This window comes from Mucilaginibacter corticis, assembly GCF_007558865.1.
GTDB classification, from domain to species: domain Bacteria; phylum Bacteroidota; class Bacteroidia; order Sphingobacteriales; family Sphingobacteriaceae; genus Mucilaginibacter; species Mucilaginibacter corticis.
In genome coordinates this window covers 700530-718530 of the sequence record NZ_VLPK01000002.1, presented here as the reverse complement: position 1 = coordinate 718530, position 18001 = coordinate 700530, and the positions used below count along the sequence as shown (strand labels likewise).

Annotated in this window: 18 protein-coding genes and 1 tRNA gene; 8 read left to right on the top strand and 11 right to left on the bottom strand. The window is 40.8% G+C overall.

Annotated elements, in window-relative coordinates:
- The first annotated feature begins 42 nt into the window (after positions 1 to 42).
- Complete coding sequence (locus FO440_RS13730; protein ID WP_144248833.1) at positions 43 to 2040, top strand: M1 family metallopeptidase; 1998 nt, start codon at positions 43 to 45, stop codon at positions 2038 to 2040.
- Between the two features lie 69 nt (positions 2041 to 2109).
- On the opposite strand, the gene FO440_RS13725 is transcribed toward FO440_RS13730, so the two are convergent.
- The 9 genes from FO440_RS13725 to FO440_RS13685 form a co-directional block, all read right to left on the bottom strand.
- On the bottom strand, positions 2110 to 3063 hold the full coding sequence (locus FO440_RS13725; protein WP_186292667.1) for a D-2-hydroxyacid dehydrogenase: 954 nt from the start codon (positions 3061 to 3063) through the stop codon (positions 2110 to 2112).
- 106 nt (positions 3064 to 3169) lie between these two features.
- A complete protein-coding gene (serC, locus tag FO440_RS13720; RefSeq protein WP_144248832.1) occupies positions 3170 to 4237 on the bottom strand; it encodes a 3-phosphoserine/phosphohydroxythreonine transaminase in 1068 nt (355 codons plus the stop codon).
- A gap of 205 nt (positions 4238 to 4442) precedes the next feature.
- Positions 4443 to 5114, bottom strand: coding sequence for a ribulose-phosphate 3-epimerase (gene rpe, locus FO440_RS13715; RefSeq protein WP_246104220.1), 672 nt, complete (start codon positions 5112 to 5114; stop codon positions 4443 to 4445).
- Positions 5115 to 5204: 90 nt separating this feature from the next.
- Complete coding sequence (locus FO440_RS13710) at positions 5205 to 7631, bottom strand: ABC transporter permease (protein ID WP_144248831.1); 2427 nt, start codon at positions 7629 to 7631, stop codon at positions 5205 to 5207.
- 181 nt (positions 7632 to 7812) lie between these two features.
- Complete coding sequence (locus tag FO440_RS13705; protein WP_144248830.1) at positions 7813 to 8088, bottom strand: hypothetical protein; 276 nt, start codon at positions 8086 to 8088, stop codon at positions 7813 to 7815.
- Between the two features lie 183 nt (positions 8089 to 8271).
- Positions 8272 to 10398, bottom strand: coding sequence for a polyribonucleotide nucleotidyltransferase (locus FO440_RS13700; protein WP_144248829.1), 2127 nt, complete (start codon positions 10396 to 10398; stop codon positions 8272 to 8274).
- A 127-nt stretch (positions 10399 to 10525) separates the two neighbouring features.
- Positions 10526 to 10804, bottom strand: a complete 279-nt coding sequence (gene rpsO, locus FO440_RS13695; protein WP_144248828.1) for a 30S ribosomal protein S15 — start codon at positions 10802 to 10804, stop codon at positions 10526 to 10528.
- A 144-nt stretch (positions 10805 to 10948) separates the two neighbouring features.
- On the bottom strand, positions 10949 to 11683 hold the full coding sequence (locus FO440_RS13690) for a hypothetical protein (RefSeq protein ID WP_144248827.1): 735 nt from the start codon (positions 11681 to 11683) through the stop codon (positions 10949 to 10951).
- A 50-nt stretch (positions 11684 to 11733) separates the two neighbouring features.
- Positions 11734 to 12099, bottom strand: a complete 366-nt coding sequence (locus FO440_RS13685; protein ID WP_144248826.1) for a VOC family protein — start codon at positions 12097 to 12099, stop codon at positions 11734 to 11736.
- 36 nt (positions 12100 to 12135) lie between these two features.
- On the opposite strand from FO440_RS13685, the gene FO440_RS13680 reads away from it, so the two are divergent.
- On the top strand, positions 12136 to 12567 hold the full coding sequence (locus FO440_RS13680; protein ID WP_144248825.1) for an acyl-CoA thioesterase: 432 nt from the start codon (positions 12136 to 12138) through the stop codon (positions 12565 to 12567).
- A 54-nt stretch (positions 12568 to 12621) separates the two neighbouring features.
- Here FO440_RS13680 and FO440_RS13675 read toward each other — a convergent pair whose 3' ends face one another.
- On the bottom strand, positions 12622 to 13047 hold the full coding sequence (locus tag FO440_RS13675) for an SRPBCC family protein (RefSeq protein WP_144248824.1): 426 nt from the start codon (positions 13045 to 13047) through the stop codon (positions 12622 to 12624).
- A gap of 120 nt (positions 13048 to 13167) precedes the next feature.
- The gene (locus FO440_RS13670) at positions 13168 to 14151 is read right to left on the bottom strand and encodes a D-alanine--D-alanine ligase (RefSeq protein ID WP_144248823.1); all 984 of its coding nucleotides are present in this window, start codon (positions 14149 to 14151) and stop codon (positions 13168 to 13170) included.
- Between the two features lie 122 nt (positions 14152 to 14273).
- On the opposite strand from FO440_RS13670, the gene FO440_RS13665 reads away from it, so the two are divergent.
- The 6 genes from FO440_RS13665 (at position 14274) to FO440_RS13640 (ending at position 17998) form a co-directional block, all read left to right on the top strand.
- Entirely contained in the window at positions 14274 to 15044 is a 771-nt protein-coding gene (locus tag FO440_RS13665) for a PASTA domain-containing protein (protein ID WP_144248822.1), read from the top strand.
- A complete protein-coding gene (locus tag FO440_RS13660) occupies positions 15044 to 15346 on the top strand; it encodes a rhodanese-like domain-containing protein (protein ID WP_144248821.1) in 303 nt (100 codons plus the stop codon). The genes FO440_RS13665 and FO440_RS13660 overlap by 1 nt, the downstream gene beginning before the upstream one ends.
- Before the next feature lie 15 nt (positions 15347 to 15361).
- Positions 15362 to 16417 (top strand): endolytic transglycosylase MltG, encoded by a 1056-nt coding sequence (mltG, locus tag FO440_RS13655; RefSeq protein WP_144248820.1) that lies wholly within the window; start codon positions 15362 to 15364, stop codon positions 16415 to 16417.
- The gene (locus FO440_RS13650) at positions 16417 to 16824 is read left to right on the top strand and encodes an acyl-CoA thioesterase (RefSeq protein WP_144248819.1); all 408 of its coding nucleotides are present in this window, start codon (positions 16417 to 16419) and stop codon (positions 16822 to 16824) included. The genes mltG and FO440_RS13650 overlap by 1 nt, the downstream gene beginning before the upstream one ends.
- Before the next feature lie 11 nt (positions 16825 to 16835).
- Positions 16836 to 17807, top strand: a complete 972-nt coding sequence (locus FO440_RS13645) for a YihY/virulence factor BrkB family protein (protein ID WP_144248818.1) — start codon at positions 16836 to 16838, stop codon at positions 17805 to 17807.
- Between the two features lie 106 nt (positions 17808 to 17913).
- Positions 17914 to 17998, top strand: a tRNA-Ser gene (locus FO440_RS13640).
- Positions 17999 to 18001: the final 3 nt, after the last annotated feature.

Here is an 18001-nt window from a genome sequence, read left to right as displayed (position 1 = left end):
TGTTGCACATCATTCGTATATTGCTGTCCTTAACTGATACACATGAAATTCAAATTTATCCTTGCCGGCGCAGCTTTGTTATTCGCGCTTTCATCGCAGGCGCAACACAAGTCCCGTAATACCGATAACGATACCATAAGTTCCAACTACATACCGTCAAATTTATTTTCACCCTCATTTCATACACAAAAGGGTAATGAATTTCATTCTGTTAATGGCGACCCCGGGCCGAAGTATTGGCAAAACCGTGTAGATTACCTGCTTAAAGCCAATATTGATACGGTTGCAAAAACCTTAAGTGCCGACGAGAATATCACCTATACCAACAACAGCCCTGATGCGCTGCAATATCTGTGGCTGCAGCTTGACCAGAATACTTATAAAAAAGACGCGCGCTCAAACTTTGTAACCGGCAATCAACCGCGTGCCGATCAGCATACTACAGGCTATCAATTGGAGTCCGTAAGCATATCACAAAACGGAAAAACAGAAAAAGTGCTTTACGTGGTCACTGATACGCGCATGCAGATTCGCCTGCCGCGGGCGTTGGCCGGTAATGGCGGCAAAATTAATATCCTGATCAAATACCACTATACCATTCCCGGTAATTTTGGCGCCCGTACAGATTATACCGATACCAAAAATGGCAAGATCTATGAAATAGCGCAATGGTTTCCGCGTATGTGTGTTTATGATGATTCGCAAGGCTGGGATACCTTGCCATTTTTGGGCAGCGGCGAGTTTTATTGCGAGTACGGCGATATCGATTACAGCGTAACCGTACCCTGGGATATGATCGTTGCCGGTTCCGGCGAGTTGGTGAATCCGGCAGAAGTATTGACCGCCAAACAACTTAGCCGATACAACCAGGCCCATAACAGCGATAAAACTATTATGATCAGGACAGCGCAGGAAGTAACTGACCCGGCATCACGCCCGGTTAATAAAGGCACCCTTACCTGGCACTTTAAAATGTTTAATACCCGTGATGTCGCTTTCGGCGCATCAAAAGCCTATATCTGGGACGCGGCAAGGATAAACCTGCCAGGCGGTAAAAAATCGCTCTCCATGTCTGTTTACCCTGTAGAGAGCGCCGGCAATGATTCCTGGGGAAGATCAACCGAATACCTGAAAGGCGCTATCGAACATTTTTCGGCCAAGTGGTATGTTTACCCTTATCCTGTAGCGGTTAATGAGGCAGGTATAGCAGGCGGTATGGAATACCCGGGGATACTTTTTGACGGTATTACAGATAAGGGCAAGGACCTGTTTTGGGTAACCGCGCATGAAATAGGCCATAACTGGTTCCCAATGATAGTTGGAACAGACGAGCGCCGCTTTGCATGGATGGACGAAGGCTTTAATACTTTTATTGACGTGTACGCGTCTGACGCGTTTAACAAAGGCGAGTATGCCCCAAAACGCGACGGCGAATATGCGCCCGGCGGCGGCAACCCCGCCGATGAGATTGTACCGACCATACTTGACCCCGATGCACCAACTATCATGACCGCGCCAGATGCCATCGCCGAAAAATATCGCCACCCCATCACCTATTTCAAACCAGCGTTTGGTTTGATATTGCTGCGTGAACAATTTTTAGGTAAGGATCGCTTTGACTACGCTTTTAAAAATTATATCTGCAAATGGGCATTTAAGCACCCGCAGCCTGATGATTTTTTCCGTTCGATGGAGAATGGTGCAGGCGAAGACCTGTCCTGGTTCTGGAAAGGATGGTATTATAACAACTACAACCTGGACCTGGCATTAAGCAGTGCCAAATATGTTGATGGCGATGCCAAAAAAGGCGTAAAGGTTGTGGTGGTTAACAAAGACCAAATGGCGATGCCGTTCACTATTGAAGTTAAACTAAAGAACGGCTGTAAAGAACGCATGTCCCTGCCGGTTGAAACCTGGCTGCAAAATAAAGCTACCACGTTTACCATCCCGACAACAACCGAGGCTGAATCTGTTACTATCGACCCGGACAATGCCCTACCCGATTCGGACAGGAAGAACAATGTCATGAAAGTAAAATAGGTATACCGCAATAATCTATAACAAAAAAGGCACTGATAGCGCCTTTTTTGTTTGTTGTGAGTTGATTCACTATTTCTTGAAATGCCCAATAATTAAACTGGCAAGCTCTACACCTATACGCTCCTGCGCTTCGTTTGTAGCAGCACCAATATGCGGGGTTAATGATATTTTAGGATGGGACAAGATCTCTGCACGAGGTGTTGGCTCGTTATCAAATACGTCTAACGCCGCGTATGATACCTGGCCGCTGTTTAACGCGTCTATCAATGCCAGCTCGTCAATTAATCCGCCGCGTGAAATATTGATCAATTGAACGCCTTTTTTCATTTGTGCCAGTTCTTCTGCACCAATTAAAGCTTTGTCAATAAATGGCGTATGCAGGGTAATGAAATCAGCAGTTTTAATGATCTTATCAAGTGTAGCTTTTTTAACGCTTACGTTAACTTTAGTACCACCTGATCCTAATATAATCTCAACCTCAGGATTAAAGTCAAAAAGGTCATAAGCAATTACATCCATACCAACACCGATAGCTATCTTGGCAACCTCGCGGCCTATACGTCCAAAACCTACTATACCTAAAGTTTTGCCGCGCAGCTCAATACCCTTAGCATAAGCTTTTTTCAGGTCGTTAAATTTAGTACCACCTTCAACCGGCATTTTACGGTTACTGTCATGCAGGAAACGCACACCGGTAAACAACTGCGCCACAACCAGTTCGGCAACAGACAATGATGATGATGCCGGGGTATTATACACGCCGATACCTTTTTCTTTAGCGTATTCAACATCAATATTATCAACACCAACGCCACCGCGGCCAATCAGTTTGAGATTAGGGCATGCGTCAATTAAAGCTTTGCGTACTTTAGTTGCGCTGCGTACGGTAATGGCATCATAATTTTGTAATTTAACAGGTAATTCATCCTGTGGGATATTATTGGTATCAACCTCAAAACCGGCATCTTCCAACATTTTTTTTCCGATAGGGTCTATCCCATCGTTAGCTAATATTTTGATCATCTCTTATAAATCATTAGTTCAATTGTTCATTAGTTCATTGGTCTGCTTTATTAGTTCGATGGATAAGTACCAATGAACTATTGAACCAATGAGCTAATGAACTAAATTATTTATTCTTTTCCTGGAACTCTTGCATGGCATCTATTAATACATGCACGCTGGTTATTGGCAATGCGTTGTATATAGATGCACGGAAACCGCCAACGCTTCTGTGGCCTTTAATGCCTACTATGCCTTTTTCGTCGCATAGTTTCAAAAATGGTTTTTCAAGCTCAGGGTTTTCCATAACAAAGCATACGTTCATATCTGAACGATCTTCAACCGCGCAAACTGCTTTAAACAGCGGGTTACGGTCGATCTCTTCGTACAATGCTTTTGATTTTGCTTTGTTCTCTTTAGCTATAGCTTCAACACCGCCCTTGGCTTTTAACCAGTTTAGGGTAAGCATAGATACATAAATAGCAAATACCGGCGGCGTATTGTACATTGAGCCACCTTCTATCTGCACCTGGTAGTTAAGCATTGCAGGGATCTTACGGTCAACCTTGCCCAATATCTCATCTTTAACAATTACCAGAGTTGTACCGGCAGGGCCCATATTTTTCTGCGCGCCCGCATAAATGATACCAAAATCGGCAACGTTTATTTTACGGCTAAAGATATCTGAAGACATATCGCAAACAACAGGTATTGGCGATGCAGGGAACTCATGCAACTGTGTACCGTAAATGGTGTTGTTTGATGTTAAATGTAAATAAGCCGCGTCAGCAGGTACGGTATAATCTTTAGGGATATAAGTAAAGTTGCTCTCTTTTGAAGAAGCAATAACATCAACCTCGCCAAAAAACTTAGCTTCTTTTAAAGCCTTATTTGCCCACACGCCCGATTCTACATAAGCGGCTTTACCTGTTGATGGTAATAAGTTGTAAGGCACCATAGCAAATTGAGTGCTTGCGCCGCCTTGTAAAAATAGTACCGAGTAACCTTCAGGAACTTCTAATAATTCTTTCACTAATTTAACGGCCTCGTCTAAAACCGCTTCAAACTCTGACGATCTGTGCGAGATCTCTAAAAGAGACAATCCGATTCCATTAAAATCAACAACTGCCGCTGCAGCTTGCTTTAAAACTTCATGAGGTAAGATGCCCGGTCCGGCACCAAAATTATGTTTCATATGTTTTGAAAATTGGTTTGTAGCAAAATATTATATTGAAAACTTCGTATTTTACTGCCGCAAAGGTAATTAATTTGACAAAATTTATAGACTTTATTTGCATTTATTAAAAAAATACAAATATTTAATAAAACCACCTTTTTAGGCCGTTTTATTAAATAAAATTAAAATTACTGTACTATTGCTATTACGATTGTAATAACATTTAAGCGTGTTTAAGGGACGAGATCATTTGCGAGGGACTTGACGCGGCAAATACAGAACTGCCTGCAACCAACACATTTGCGCCAGCCGAAAATAACTTACCGGCATTATTCATATCAACGCCGCCATCAATCTCAATCAGCGCTTTTGAGTTGCGCTTTTCTATGAGATTCCTAGCATCTGCTACCTTCTTGTAAGTATTTTCGATAAACTTTTGTCCGCCAAAGCCAGGGTTTACAGACATAACCAGTACCAGGTCAAGTTCGGTAATAATATCTTCAAGCAATGATACCGGGCTATGTGGGTTAATGGCCACCCCTGCCCTGCATCCCGACTCTTTAATAACCTGTACAGTACGATGCAAATTGGGGCATGCTTCAAGCTGTACTGTTAAACCGGAAGCACCTGCATCTGCAAAACGTTTCAGGTAGCGATCGGGCTCAACAATCATTAAATGCACATCAAGCGGTTTAGTAGCGTGTTTTTTTGCCACCTCTGCCACCGGGAAACCAAATGATATGTTGGGTACAAATTGCCCGTCCATAATGTCCACATGGATCCAGTCAGCCTCGCTCTGATTAAGCATTTCAATATCGCGTTGCAGATTTCCAAAATCAGCAGATAAAATAGATGGAGAGATCAGACGGGTATTGGTCATTTTGTCATTGGTCATTAGTCGTTGCAAATATAGCTTATTGATGATGCTATACAAATTAGATAGTCATTCGTTAATGACTTAATGACCCAATGACTAATGACAAACTCACTCATTCTTTAAGCTGCTTACCGGGTTAGTCAGCGCTGCTTTAATGGCACGGAAACTTACCGTTGCTATGGTAATGATTATGGCTAACAAAGCAGCAACTACAAACACCCACCAGCTAATGGTTGTGCGATAAGCAAATCCCTGCAGCCAGCTATTCATGGCATACCATGCGATAGGGAAAGCTACGATGCCCGCAATGCCTACCAGTTTCAAAAAATCGTTTGACAGCATGTTTACAATATTGACCACGCTGGCGCCCAACACCTTGCGGATACCTATTTCTTTGGTGCGTTGCTCGGCAGCATAGGTAACCAGGCCAAATAAGCCAAGACAGGCAATAAAAATGGCAAAGAAAGCAAATGACATAAAAATCTTAGCCGTGTTTTGCTCTGACTGATAGAGGTAATTAAAGTCATCATCCATAAACGAGTAAGCAAAAGGCTGGCCGGCCATGTTGGCGTCAGCATTATGGTATAAAGTTTCTACCTGGCGGATCACTCCCGGAAGATTTTTTGTTGTTACCTTAAATGCCATTGCGCCCCGGTTAGCACCAAGGCGTAAAACAAGCGGCTTAATTTTATTCCGCATCGAACCAAAATTAAAATCCTTCACCACACCAATAATGTTTAATGCAAGCTGGTCTTTACCTGAACCCAGATAAAGTTTTTTATCGAGCGGCTTTTTATATCCTAATAATGCAGCGGCAGCCTCATTAACAACTATACCTGTCGAGTCGCTAAGGTTTTCTTTTGAAAAGTTACGGCCTTCGGCCATTTTCATACCCAATGTGGGGATATAATCTTCGTCTACTATCCAGCTAATTAACCCCATTGACTGGCCGGGACTTTTAACAGCGTCTTTACTATAAACTTCTGTAACTTCAGGTGCTTCGGTGGGTAAAAAAGCGGTAATGGTACCGGATTGTACTCCTGCTAATTTTAGTACATCTTGTTTAAATGTATTGGCATGCTGGTAAAGTGAATATGTATTTTTTATCACCAAAACCTGATCGCGTTCATAACCCAGTTTTTTGTTACGGATATAGTTTAGCTGGCTGTATATTACCAGGGTGCCTATTATCAGCATAATTACTGTAGCAAACTGAAAAACCACCAGGCTATTACGTAGCCAGCTGCCTTTAAATCCGGATGACAGTTTCCCTTTCAACACCTGTATCGGCATAAATGCGGACATAAAAAACGCGGGATACAGCCCTGCCATTAAACCAATTATCAGTGTTACGGCAAATAAACCGGGCACCAGCCATAAAGAAGCCATAAAACTGAATACAATTTGTTTACCGGCCAGTATATTGAAATAAGGCAATAATAATGCAGCTAAAAACAAGGCGATAAGTAAGGCTACAAAACTTGTTAAAGTTGATTCTGTTAAAAACTGGTAGATCAACGTACTTCTGTTTGAGCCTAACACCTTGCGTACACCCACTTCGCGCGCCCGGCCTGCCGACCGTGCGGTGGACAGGTTCATGAAATTTATACAAGCTATAATTAATATAAAAGCTGCAATTACAATAAATATATAAACGTATTGTACGTTGCCTGATGGTTCTATCTCTCTGCTTGTGGTTGAGTACAGGTGTATTTTAGTTATCGGCGTTGTAACAAACCTAAAATGATCTCCTTTATTTTTTTCAATGTCTGCTATTGTTGCGTGGATGAATTGAACTAATTCTGGCTCGGCATATTTTTTTGTCGCTTCTTTCAGGTAACGATCAAGATCCTGTTGTGTAACACCGGGCTTAACCATTATATAAGTTGAAAAATCTTCACTTGTCCATTGATTGTTGCGGCTTTCCTGCAAACCTGCCATAGCGATAATGATATTAAAGTGCAGGTGCGATTGACTGGGCGTATTCTTAATTACCCCGGTTATTTTATAATCGTCGGTATTATTAAGATGCAGTGTTCTGCCTAAAACATTTGTGCTGTTAAAGTATTTCCTGGCAACATCCTCTGCTATCACAATAGATTTTGGCTGGCTTAAAGCAGTGTTAACGTCGCCGGCAATGAATGGCAGTGTAAACACTTTAAACATATTGGCATCGCCAAAAAAAGTGTTCTTTTCTGTAATTGTCTGGCTTCCTTTTTTCACTAGTATTTTACCTGCATATTGTAAACGCGTTGCCTGTTCAATTTGCGGGTAATCTTTCATCATGGTAGCAGCCATGGGTGCCGGCGATTCGCGGTCATTGAACAAACTGCCGTTAACCTCGAAGTCTGAACTTATGCGGTATATACGATCAGCATTAAGGTTATACTTATCATAACTCAATTCATCTATCACAAAAAGTGTGATAAGCAGGCAAACGGCCAGGCCTATAGCCAATCCTAATATATTGATGGCAGAAAAACTTTTGTTTTTCCAAAGGTTTCTGAAGGCTATTTTGAAGTAGCTTTTAAACATAGCAAGTGCAATTTTGATTTTAGGTTAACCAAGATAATACCATTGCGTCATAATATTGATTATCAATAAAATAACACAAACCACTTAATTAAAAACTGTTCGCTTTTGATGCAATCGCTGTCCATCTGCGAACATTATAGCTTATTTAAACGGCATATTATAAGTGTAATCAGGCAAAACCTCAATCACAATTTTGCAGAAGATCGTAGTATTTTTTCATTAGCACAAGATCGTAATTAACTAATGAGTTATAAGCTTCGGTAACCAGTTCGGTCAAAATAGAAGAGCCCAACTTACCGCCCCCATTGGGAATGGAGTCATAATAAGAAATTAATTCCTTCACCCTTATTATTTCATACAACAATAATTGCACTAAGTCGGCCTGGGGGCCTGCCGGTTTACCTGAACTATTATTGCTGTTGAGAAAATCTAAGGGATCATTGGTGGTAGACGTCATTTTCAATAGGATCGGCCTTTTAGCTTTTATCAACTTTATTACAAGAGTCCTAACAACTTTGTAAAAGCTATAAAGCTAAATAAAGAACATTTGTTTCAAAAAAAATAAAAAAAACGAAACAAAGTTTCCATAAACAAAAAGAGCCTTATAAATAAGGCTCTTTTTGTTTAATTTATGAGGTTATTACTTAGCTGCTTCAGGCTTAGGCAATAAAACTTTACGAGAAAGTTTCAGTTTACCTTGCTTATCAACATCAAGTAATTTCACGCGTACTTCGTCGCCAACTTCAAAAATACCGTCCATAGTTTCAATACGTTTATGGTCTATTTCTGAAATGTGCAGCAAACCGTCTTTACCCGGCATAATTTCAACAAATGCACCAAAAGGCATAATTGATTTTACTTTACCTTCGTAGATCTCGCCTACTTCTGGTTTTGAAGCAATGGCTTTGATACGCGATACTGCTTTATCAATTGATTCTTTATTATCAGCAAAGATCTGAACGATACCCTGGTTGCCAACTTCTTCAATTGAGATGGTAGCACCGGTTTCGCGTTGCATTTCCTGGATGATCTTACCACCGGGCCCGATAACAGCACCGATAAACTCTTTGTCTATCTTGATGGTGATGATACGCGGAGCGTGTGGTTTGTAATCTTCGCGCGGCTCGGTAATGGTTTTAGCCATTTCGCCAAGGATATGTAAACGGCCTTCTTTAGCCTGATTTAACGCATTAGTTAAAACTTCGTATGATAAACCGTTGATCTTTAAGTCCATTTGTACAGCAACGATACCGTTTTTAGTACCTGTTACTTTAAAGTCCATGTCACCCAAGTGATCTTCGTCGCCCAGGATATCAGAAAGGATAGCATATTTGGTACCCATTTCGTTAGTGATCAAGCCCATTGCGATACCTGATACCGGGTTGCTGATCTTAACACCTGCATCCATCAGCGCCAATGTACCGGCACAAACCGTAGCCATTGATGATGAACCGTTTGATTCAAGGATATCAGAAACAACACGGATAGTATAAGGGTTTGAATCATCAGCAGGCAATACGCGTTTTAATGAGCGCATAGCCAGGTTACCATGACCGATTTCACGACGGCCTGCTCCCCTGTTAGGGCGAACCTCGCCGGTTGAGAAACCAGGGAAGTTGTAGTGTAATAAGAATTTCTGGTAACCGTTAATGAAAGCACCGTCTATCATTTGCTCATCATCCTTAGCACCTAAGGTAACGGTGGTTAATGATTGAGTCTCGCCACGGGTAAACACAGCCGAACCGTGAGCCGATGGCAAATAACCAACTTCGCTCCATATCGGCCGGATCTGTGTAGTTGTACGGCCGTCTAAACGTTTACCTTCGTCTAATACCAGGTTACGGATAGCGTCATACTCCACATCGTGGTAATATTTTTTAGCCAATGATTTAGTGATATCGTCGATCTCGCCTAAAGTAGCGATATACTCGTCGCGTACTGCTTTAAATTTAGCGCCACGCTCGTCTTTACCTGAAGCCTCGCCGGCAATAGCGTAAACTTTGTCATAAGTAGCAGCGTAGATAGCTTTCTCTAACTCATCATTGCTGTGCTCATGGCTATAAACGCGTTTTTCGGTTTTACCAACTTCAATAGTTAATTGTTTTTGTATAAAACACTGTACTTTAATGGCTTCGTGTGCAAATTTAATTGCTTCAACCAGTTCAGCTTCTTGTATCTCAGCACTCTCACCTTCAACCATGTTGATATCATGCTCGCTACCGGCAACTATAAATTCTAAAGTTGCGTTAGCTAACTCGCTTAATTTAGGGTTGATAACCAATTTGCCATCAATTTTAGCTACACGAACTTCTGATATCGGGCCATTGAAAGGAATATCAGACACAGATAGCGCTGCTGAAGCGGCTAAACCAGCTAAACAATCAGGCATGATATCTTTATCTGCAGATATCAGGGTGATCATTACTTGTGTATCAGCGTGATAATCTTCAGGGAACATTGGGCGTAAAGCGCGGTCAACCAAACGAGAGATCAAAACCTCATAGTCTGATAAACGTGCCTCACGGCGTAAAAATCCACCGGGGATACGTCCGGTAGCGGCATATTTTTCCTGATAGTCAACAGAAAGCGGTAAAAAGTCTACCCCTTCTTTTGCTTCAGGCGATGAAACTACGGTAGCCAATAACATGGTATCACCCATTTTTATCACTACTGATCCATCAGCTTGTTTGGCCAGTTTTCCTGTTTCGATCTCGATGGTGCGGCCGTCACCTAAATCGATCACTTTTTTAATTACGTTTAAACTCATTTTGTTTGTTTTGTGATGCGTTTTTCATCTTTTAGAACGCACCGGTTTTTATTGTGTGTAAATAATTGCGTAAAAGTAAAAAAGCCATCTCCTAAAAGAGACGGCTTTTTGTAAAAGATAAGTTTATTTACTTAATGATATCCCTAAGCTGTAATGCTTTGATGATAGCACGGTATCTTTCAATATCCTTTTTGTATAGGTAAGCCAACAATCCGCGGCGTTTACCTACTAATTTTTGCAGTGAAAGCTGAGTTGAAAAATCATGTTTGTTCTTTTTCAAATGGCCTGTCAAATGCGCGATGCGGTAAGTGAACAATGCTACCTGACCTTCGGTTGAACCTGTGTCGGTGGCTCCTTTACCATGTTTTGCGAAAATCTCTTGTTTCGCCTCTGTACTTAAATACATTACCTGAATAATATTAAAGCGTAAATAATTTTGTTAATTGTGGGTGCAAAGATAGATTTTAAATTCAGAATTAAAAAGTTAAAATTCAAAAGATATAATTAACATAGCCACCTCTTCACTAACACTTTATCAATAAACAAATAATTAAAGCGGCTTTTCTCTTTTATACAAATAATTCTTTCCAAAAGTAGTAAAGTGATCTTTTCGCTTACCAGGGTCAAAAAACTCAATTAAGGCATTATTCGGGCCTTCAAAAAGCCAGAATGTCTGGTTAACCAATTTCCCGCCTACATAAAGATCCATTGTGATGGGTTGTTTAGTAAAATCAACAATATAGTTCATTAAAACAGCATTGGTTGCTGTCTTTTTTATAACGCGGTTTGAATCAATAAAATTTAATTTCGATTCCCTCGGCTCATTTTTAAAAGTGAGCACCCATTGACCAAGCAGGTCTTTATAGGTTGGTAATCTTATTGCTGCGCCGGGCATCTCTTTTTTATCCTTCACAAAAACAGCTACTTTTTTATTTGTGGTATCAGCGTTGTTGGGTATCGACCAGCCAAACCTTATTAAAAATGTACTATCATTTAAAAATTTAATGTACGGATGCGCGTATTTTGGCTTTTTAGCATCTATTTGTATGGTGTAACTTAATTCAATAATATCCTTGTTGGCCTTGACCGTGTAATTCATTTTATTGTACAAAAAACCATCGTTTCCTACCCACACTCCTGTCGAGTCCGTTAAAAAATAGATATTAGCTTGCTTATTTCTCGCTTCGCGCCAATGACCAATAAGATCTTTAACGGTGTACTGCTGCGCGTAAACACCCGCCGCGTTAATAATGAAGAATAAAGTAATGAGTATTTTTTTTGACATGTGACAGCGCCTTTTAGGTTTAATCAAATATATGATGATTCTGTAAACCATCAACCACCGGTAGCTATCTCAATCAAAATATCCTGAAATCTAAAATAAAAGCCAAACGTTTTACGGATCAGTTGTGGCTCTTTTTCCAAATATATCCCGCCAACTTTCAGCCGTTCAAATATCGCCGTCACCTCTGCTTCTGTTGATTGAAAAAAGCCTATGTGAAACGCGTCCGGGTAAGCATGATTGCCGTTTTGATTAAGTTTTTCAGACATTAGCACCAGTGTAAAGCCGTCCTCTCCTTTTAAAACGGAGAGTGTATCATTTAGCTTAATATCTTCTGATCTGAAATTGAAGTAGGTTTCGAAAAACTCGCGTGCTGCCGTTACATCTTTTACCGGCAGATTAATGTGATTTAATTTCATAGCGTATATAATGTTCAAATATCCATATTTGTAATAATGACAACAACACCTATTTACAGCACTTTTGAAACCGAATACCGTGTACGCCCGGACGATATTGATATGTACCGCCACGTACATAACAGTAAATATTTTGACTATGTATTAGCCGCCAGGTATGACCAAATGGAGCGTTGCTATGGTATGCCTATGGAACACTTTTTAAACCAGGGCTTCGGCTGGCTGGTGCGCAGCGTATTTGTTGACTATAAAAGGCCGCTATTGCTTGGCGATTATTTTATCGTATCTACCGGAATTGAAAGCATTAATGAAAAGAACTGCCGCGTAAAATTCAGCATTAAAAATAAAGCTACCAATAAGGTTTGTTGCGATGGCTGGTTTGACTTTGTAATGGTGGATATTAACGGCGGCAAAGCTATTAACATTCCTGCTGATGTTATTGAACATTATACCTCATTCACCATATAAAAAACGCCGGGGTACTTATAAGCAACCGGCGTTAAAATGATTTATCTATATAGCTTAATTATTTTCAGCGTACTTTTTAAAGTTATTTAAAATAGCCTGCCAGCCGCCTCGCTGCATTTCTAAAGGATTGATGCTTTCAGGGTCAAAAGTTTCAATAACTTCAGTAGTATCACCCTTGGGTATAAAACTAACCGATACTGTCCTGCCGTCTTCCATTTTATAGGCTATCAGGGTATTTTCTTTAACATCAGTATAAACGCCTCCAAAATCAAAGCTAAAGCTGCCGTCTTTAGCGGCCATAGTAGTTTTAAAACTACCGCCGGTTTTCAGGTCATTTTCAGCGTGTGGCGCATGCCAGTCATCAGATGCCTGGCACCATTTGGTGATATGCTCCGGGCCGTTCCATAGTTTCCAAACTTTTTCAACCGGCGCGTTAATTGTAGCTTCTACTGTAATTGTTGTTTTTGCTGTAGTTTCCATTTTTTTATTTTTTGAGTGATCGTTTAAATATTTATAAACCAAAGGTACAGCCGGCCTAACAAAACAGTAGCGGGTAAAAATGACTTTTACAGGGGGTGATTTACCACAAATGTTAATGATCTAAATAGCGCCCTCTATCAGCTCGCCATAAAAATCTGCCACGCTCATACCTGCCGCCCTTACCTGCTGTGGTATCAGGCTGTTTGACGACTGGCCGGGTGTGGTGTTTATTTCAATGAAGTAAAAATCGTTGGTGTTTTCCTGCAGGATAAAATCTACCCGTGCCATACCACGGCAGTTAAGGCGCAGGTAAACCTCGGTAATGATCTCGGCACTCTCGGCATCCTTTGCATGAGTCAGATCAGCAGGCGTAACTTCTTTAGTAACCCCGGCGGTATATTTAGCTTCGTAGTCAAAAAAATCTTTTGAGCTGATGATCTCTGTAGCGGGTAATACCGTTACTTTACCGTGTAAACGAGCTATGCCCCTGCTAAACTCGCGGCCCTTTATAAATTCTTCAACCAGGATCTCATTATCTTCATTAAACGCTTTGTGTAAAGCATCGGGCAGTTCGGCAGCGCTATACACTTTGCTCATACCTACACTGCTGCCGCCATTATTAGGCTTAATAAACAACGGAAATTTTAAAGACGATGCTATACTACCAATATCATGGCCGTCATTTTTAAACAGGCGGATAGATTTAGCCGTATTTAAACCATGTATACCATGAACAATAGTTTTGGTATAAGCCTTATTCATGCTGATGGCTGATGTGGTAACATCACAGGTATTATACGGGACACCCAACATATCAAGATACCCCTGCATTTTACCATCCTCGCCGGGTGTACCGTGTATGGTTATGAACGCGAAATCAAACTTTATTTTTTCACCTTTGATAGTTATGCTGAAGTCGTTTTTATCAACATCCACCCTATCGCTTTCATCTTCATAAAACCAACGGTCGCGGTTTACTAAAATGGTGTAAACGTTATATTTGGCCTTATCTAAATTGTTAGCAATATTTTTTGCGCTGTTTAATGATACTTCATATTCGCCGGTAAACCCGCCGGCCAAAAGCGCTATATTCTTAGTTGTCATACGGCCAAATATAAATATTTTTAAAGGCCTGTGTCTAATTAATACATTAGTTTTTCAAACTGTAAAATCCGAAATTATCCTTATGTTTGATGCTTAATTAAGTATAATATTACCTACTGCAGATGAGTAAATTCGGGGCTTATTTAAAAACCACATCTTTCAGAAACAATATACTGCTGGCTATAGGTTCTGTTATTGCGGTGGTGCTGATAGCTTTTTTTAGTTTAAGTTTTTATACTAACCATGGCTCGGGCATACCGGTACCCATGCTTAAAGGCATACCTATTGAAAAAGCCATCAATATATTAAAAGATCAGGGATTTAATTACCAGATAGATTCGGTTTATGTGGGTGATGCGCCGCCAGGAACGGTGATAGAACAAGATCCGGACCCCGAAACCAGCGTTAAAGAAAACCGTGTGATCTATTTGACCATGGTTACCCTTAAGGCTCCGCCGGTAGATTTGCCGGATATCGATCAAATGCCATATATACAAGCGGTCGCTACTTTGCAAAACAATGGTTTGAAAGTGGGTGATACTACTTATCGTGCAGATATAGCGTTGAATGTGGTATTAGAAACCAAATTGGCAGGACAAACTATTAAGGCCGGCACTAAAATACCTAAAGGCTCAAAAATTGACCTTGTATTAGGCGATGGTGTTGGCGCGAGCGAAGTTGAAGTACCTGACCTGACCAACCAGGATCTGGATGCCGTACGTTTTGTGTTAAAAACCTCTAACCTTAGCTTAGGTACCATCACCTATGAAGGGGCTATTACTGATTCAAGCAATGTGGTAGTGGTTAGCCAGTCACCAATGAAAACAGATTCGGTAACGAAGGTGAGCATCGGTACAAAAATTAACTTAGTGGTTACCCAGGGCAAAAAGTAATGCAGCAGATAGATGCACAAAATTTAAAAAACAGGCTATCGGCCAATGAAAGCTTAAATTTACTGGATGTGCGCGAGGAGATAGAATATCATACCTATAACATCGGCGGAAAAAACATACCGCTATCTAAATTAACAAATAATCTCGGCTCAATAGGCTATAACAAAACCGACGAAATTATTGTTATATGCAAAGCCGGCTTACGAAGCGATACGGCTCAATCAATCCTAATACAAAACGGGTATCAAAACGTAAAGAATTTAACAGGCGGATTATTAGCGCTGCAAAGATTGCAGGCATAAGCTTATTTTAATACTATGACTAAACAAAAAACATCGCAGGGCGGCTCATTAAAGAAGTTTATTATCGCCCTTGTAGTTTTGGCCGTTATTGGCTTGGGGGGAACTTTAATATTTTATTACCTAAGATATTTTGATGCCAACGTTACCGGCAAAGAAGAATACCTGTACATACATACCGGGGAAGATTTTAATGACGTATACAAAACTATTCGTGATAAAGGGATAGTTAAAGATACCATCACCTTTGCCTGGGCAGCCCGTAACATGAAGTATACTAACCATGTTAAACCCGGTAAATACCGCCTGCACGAAGGAATGAGCAACCGCAAATTTATCAGGATGCTGCAGTTGGGCGAACAGGAACAGGTCGACCTGTCTTTCCACGTATTCAGGACCAAACAACAATTTGTTGGCTTTGTCAGTAAAAAACTCGAGGCTGATTCATTGACGCTGTTGCGTTATTTGGATTCGGCAGAATTTGTTAAGCAATTCGGTTTGGATACTGATAATGCTTTTGTGATGGTTATGCCCGACAGTTACAAGCTTTACTGGAACATTGCGCCGGATAAATTTTTTAAACGCATGTATGCGCATTATGAAAACTTTTGGACACCAGAGCGTAAACAACAAGCTGCCGCGATTAATCTTACTGTGCCACAGGTCTCTATTTTAGCCTCAATAGTTGATGCTGAAGCATTATATGATGATGAAATGCCAACCATTGCAGGTCTTTACTTAAACAGGCTGCGCAAGGGCATGAAATTAGAATCAGATCCCAGCGTTATCTTCGCCATGAATGATTTTACCATACACAGGGTATTGAATAAGTATCTTTTGGTTAACTCGCCTTATAACACTTATATGCATACCGGTTTGCCACCGGGCCCGGTAATGCTGCCATCTGTAAACGCGGTTAAAGCCGTACTTAATTACCAAAAGAACGATTACCTGTACATGGTAGCTAAAGAGGATTTTTCAAACCGCCACAATTTTGCTGCAACCGAAGCAGAGCATAAAATTAATGCGGCGAAATTTCATAAGGCGCTTGATGAGCATAACATTAAAAAATAATGTTTGAGCATTCAACCAAAATAAGGGTACGCTACGGCGAAACCGACCAGATGGGCTACATGTACTATGGTAATTATGCCGAGTTCTACGAGGTTGGCCGCGTTGAAATGCTGCGCAGCCTGGGTTTAACCTACAGCGGCATGGAAGCATCAGGAATTATGATGCCCGTGCTTGAAATGAAAAGCAAGTATTTAAAACCTGCTTTATATGACGAGGAGATCACCGTAAAGGTGATCATGGATAAAATGCCGGGGGTTAAAATTCATTTCAGGTACGAGTTGTTTAATGAAAAGGAAGAATTGATCCACCAGGGCGAAACCCTTTTGGTGTTTGTTAATATGACCACTAATCGCCCCTGCCTACCCTCTTCAGAATTTTTAGAAAAAATAAAGCCATTTTTTGAGTAAATTAGCTTCGAATGAGATGGCTGCATCGTTTATTACTCCGTGTAAAACTATACCGGGCCTTTATTAAATGGACCAAATCCATTGTCCTGCCAGGGTTTGGCAACCTTTCTGTTTATGCGGTAACCATTTCGCTCATCAACGAATTTCTGGAAGATTCACTGCTAAATAAGGCATCATCGCTTGCTTATAATTTCATGCTGGCGCTTTTCCCGGGCACGCTATTTTTATTTACGCTGATAGCTTACGTGCCCATTCACAACTTCCAGGAAAAGCTGTTGGAGTTATTACGTACACTATTACCAACCTACGCCTACCTGGCGCTTGAAAACACCATCGAAGATATCCTGAAACACCAAAACGCCGGCTTATTATCATTGGGCTTTGTTACCGCCTTATACTTTGCTACCAATGGTGTAGGTACGCTCATGCAGGCATTTAATGATTCGTCCCTGATATTAGAAAAGCGCAGCTGGCTAAAACGGCGTGGCATTGCCATGCTGCTTACCGTAACTATAAGTTTAGCACTTATAATTGCTATAGCCATTATGATAGCCGGCGAGAGTGTAATTAATTACCTGCAAAGCCATATTGCCAGCAAGAGCCATTTCTGGATCTACCTGTTGCTGCTATCGCGGTGGATCATAATTGTTATCATATTCTTTGTTACCATTTCTGTTTTATACCGTTATGGGCCATCGCATAAATTGAAGTGGCCTTTTTTAAGCCCCGGCTCCATATTGGCTACAGGGCTGGCTATTTTAACCTCATTAGGGTTTACCTACTATATTAATCATTTTGCAGGCTATAATAAGTTATACGGATCTATCGGTGCGATTATCGTGGTGATGTTATGGCTGTATTTAAACTCGCTTATTTTGCTGATCGGGTTCGAATTAAATGCAAGTATTGACCTTTCAAGACGCAATTTAAAGATCGTAAAACCACGTTTTAACTCTTTCCGCGCCGAAAAACTCACAAACTAAGTTTTCAACAAATTAATTTACAGTGGGTTATCACTTATTTAACAGAATGTTAAAAAAAGTGAAATTCACACTTGCCAATTCGGGCCGGATTTGTACTTTTGTCCCCGGAGAGTTGGCAGAGTGGTCGATTGCGGCAGTCTTGAAAACTGTTGACTGTAACAGGTCCTGGGGTTCGAATCCCTAACTCTCCGCTA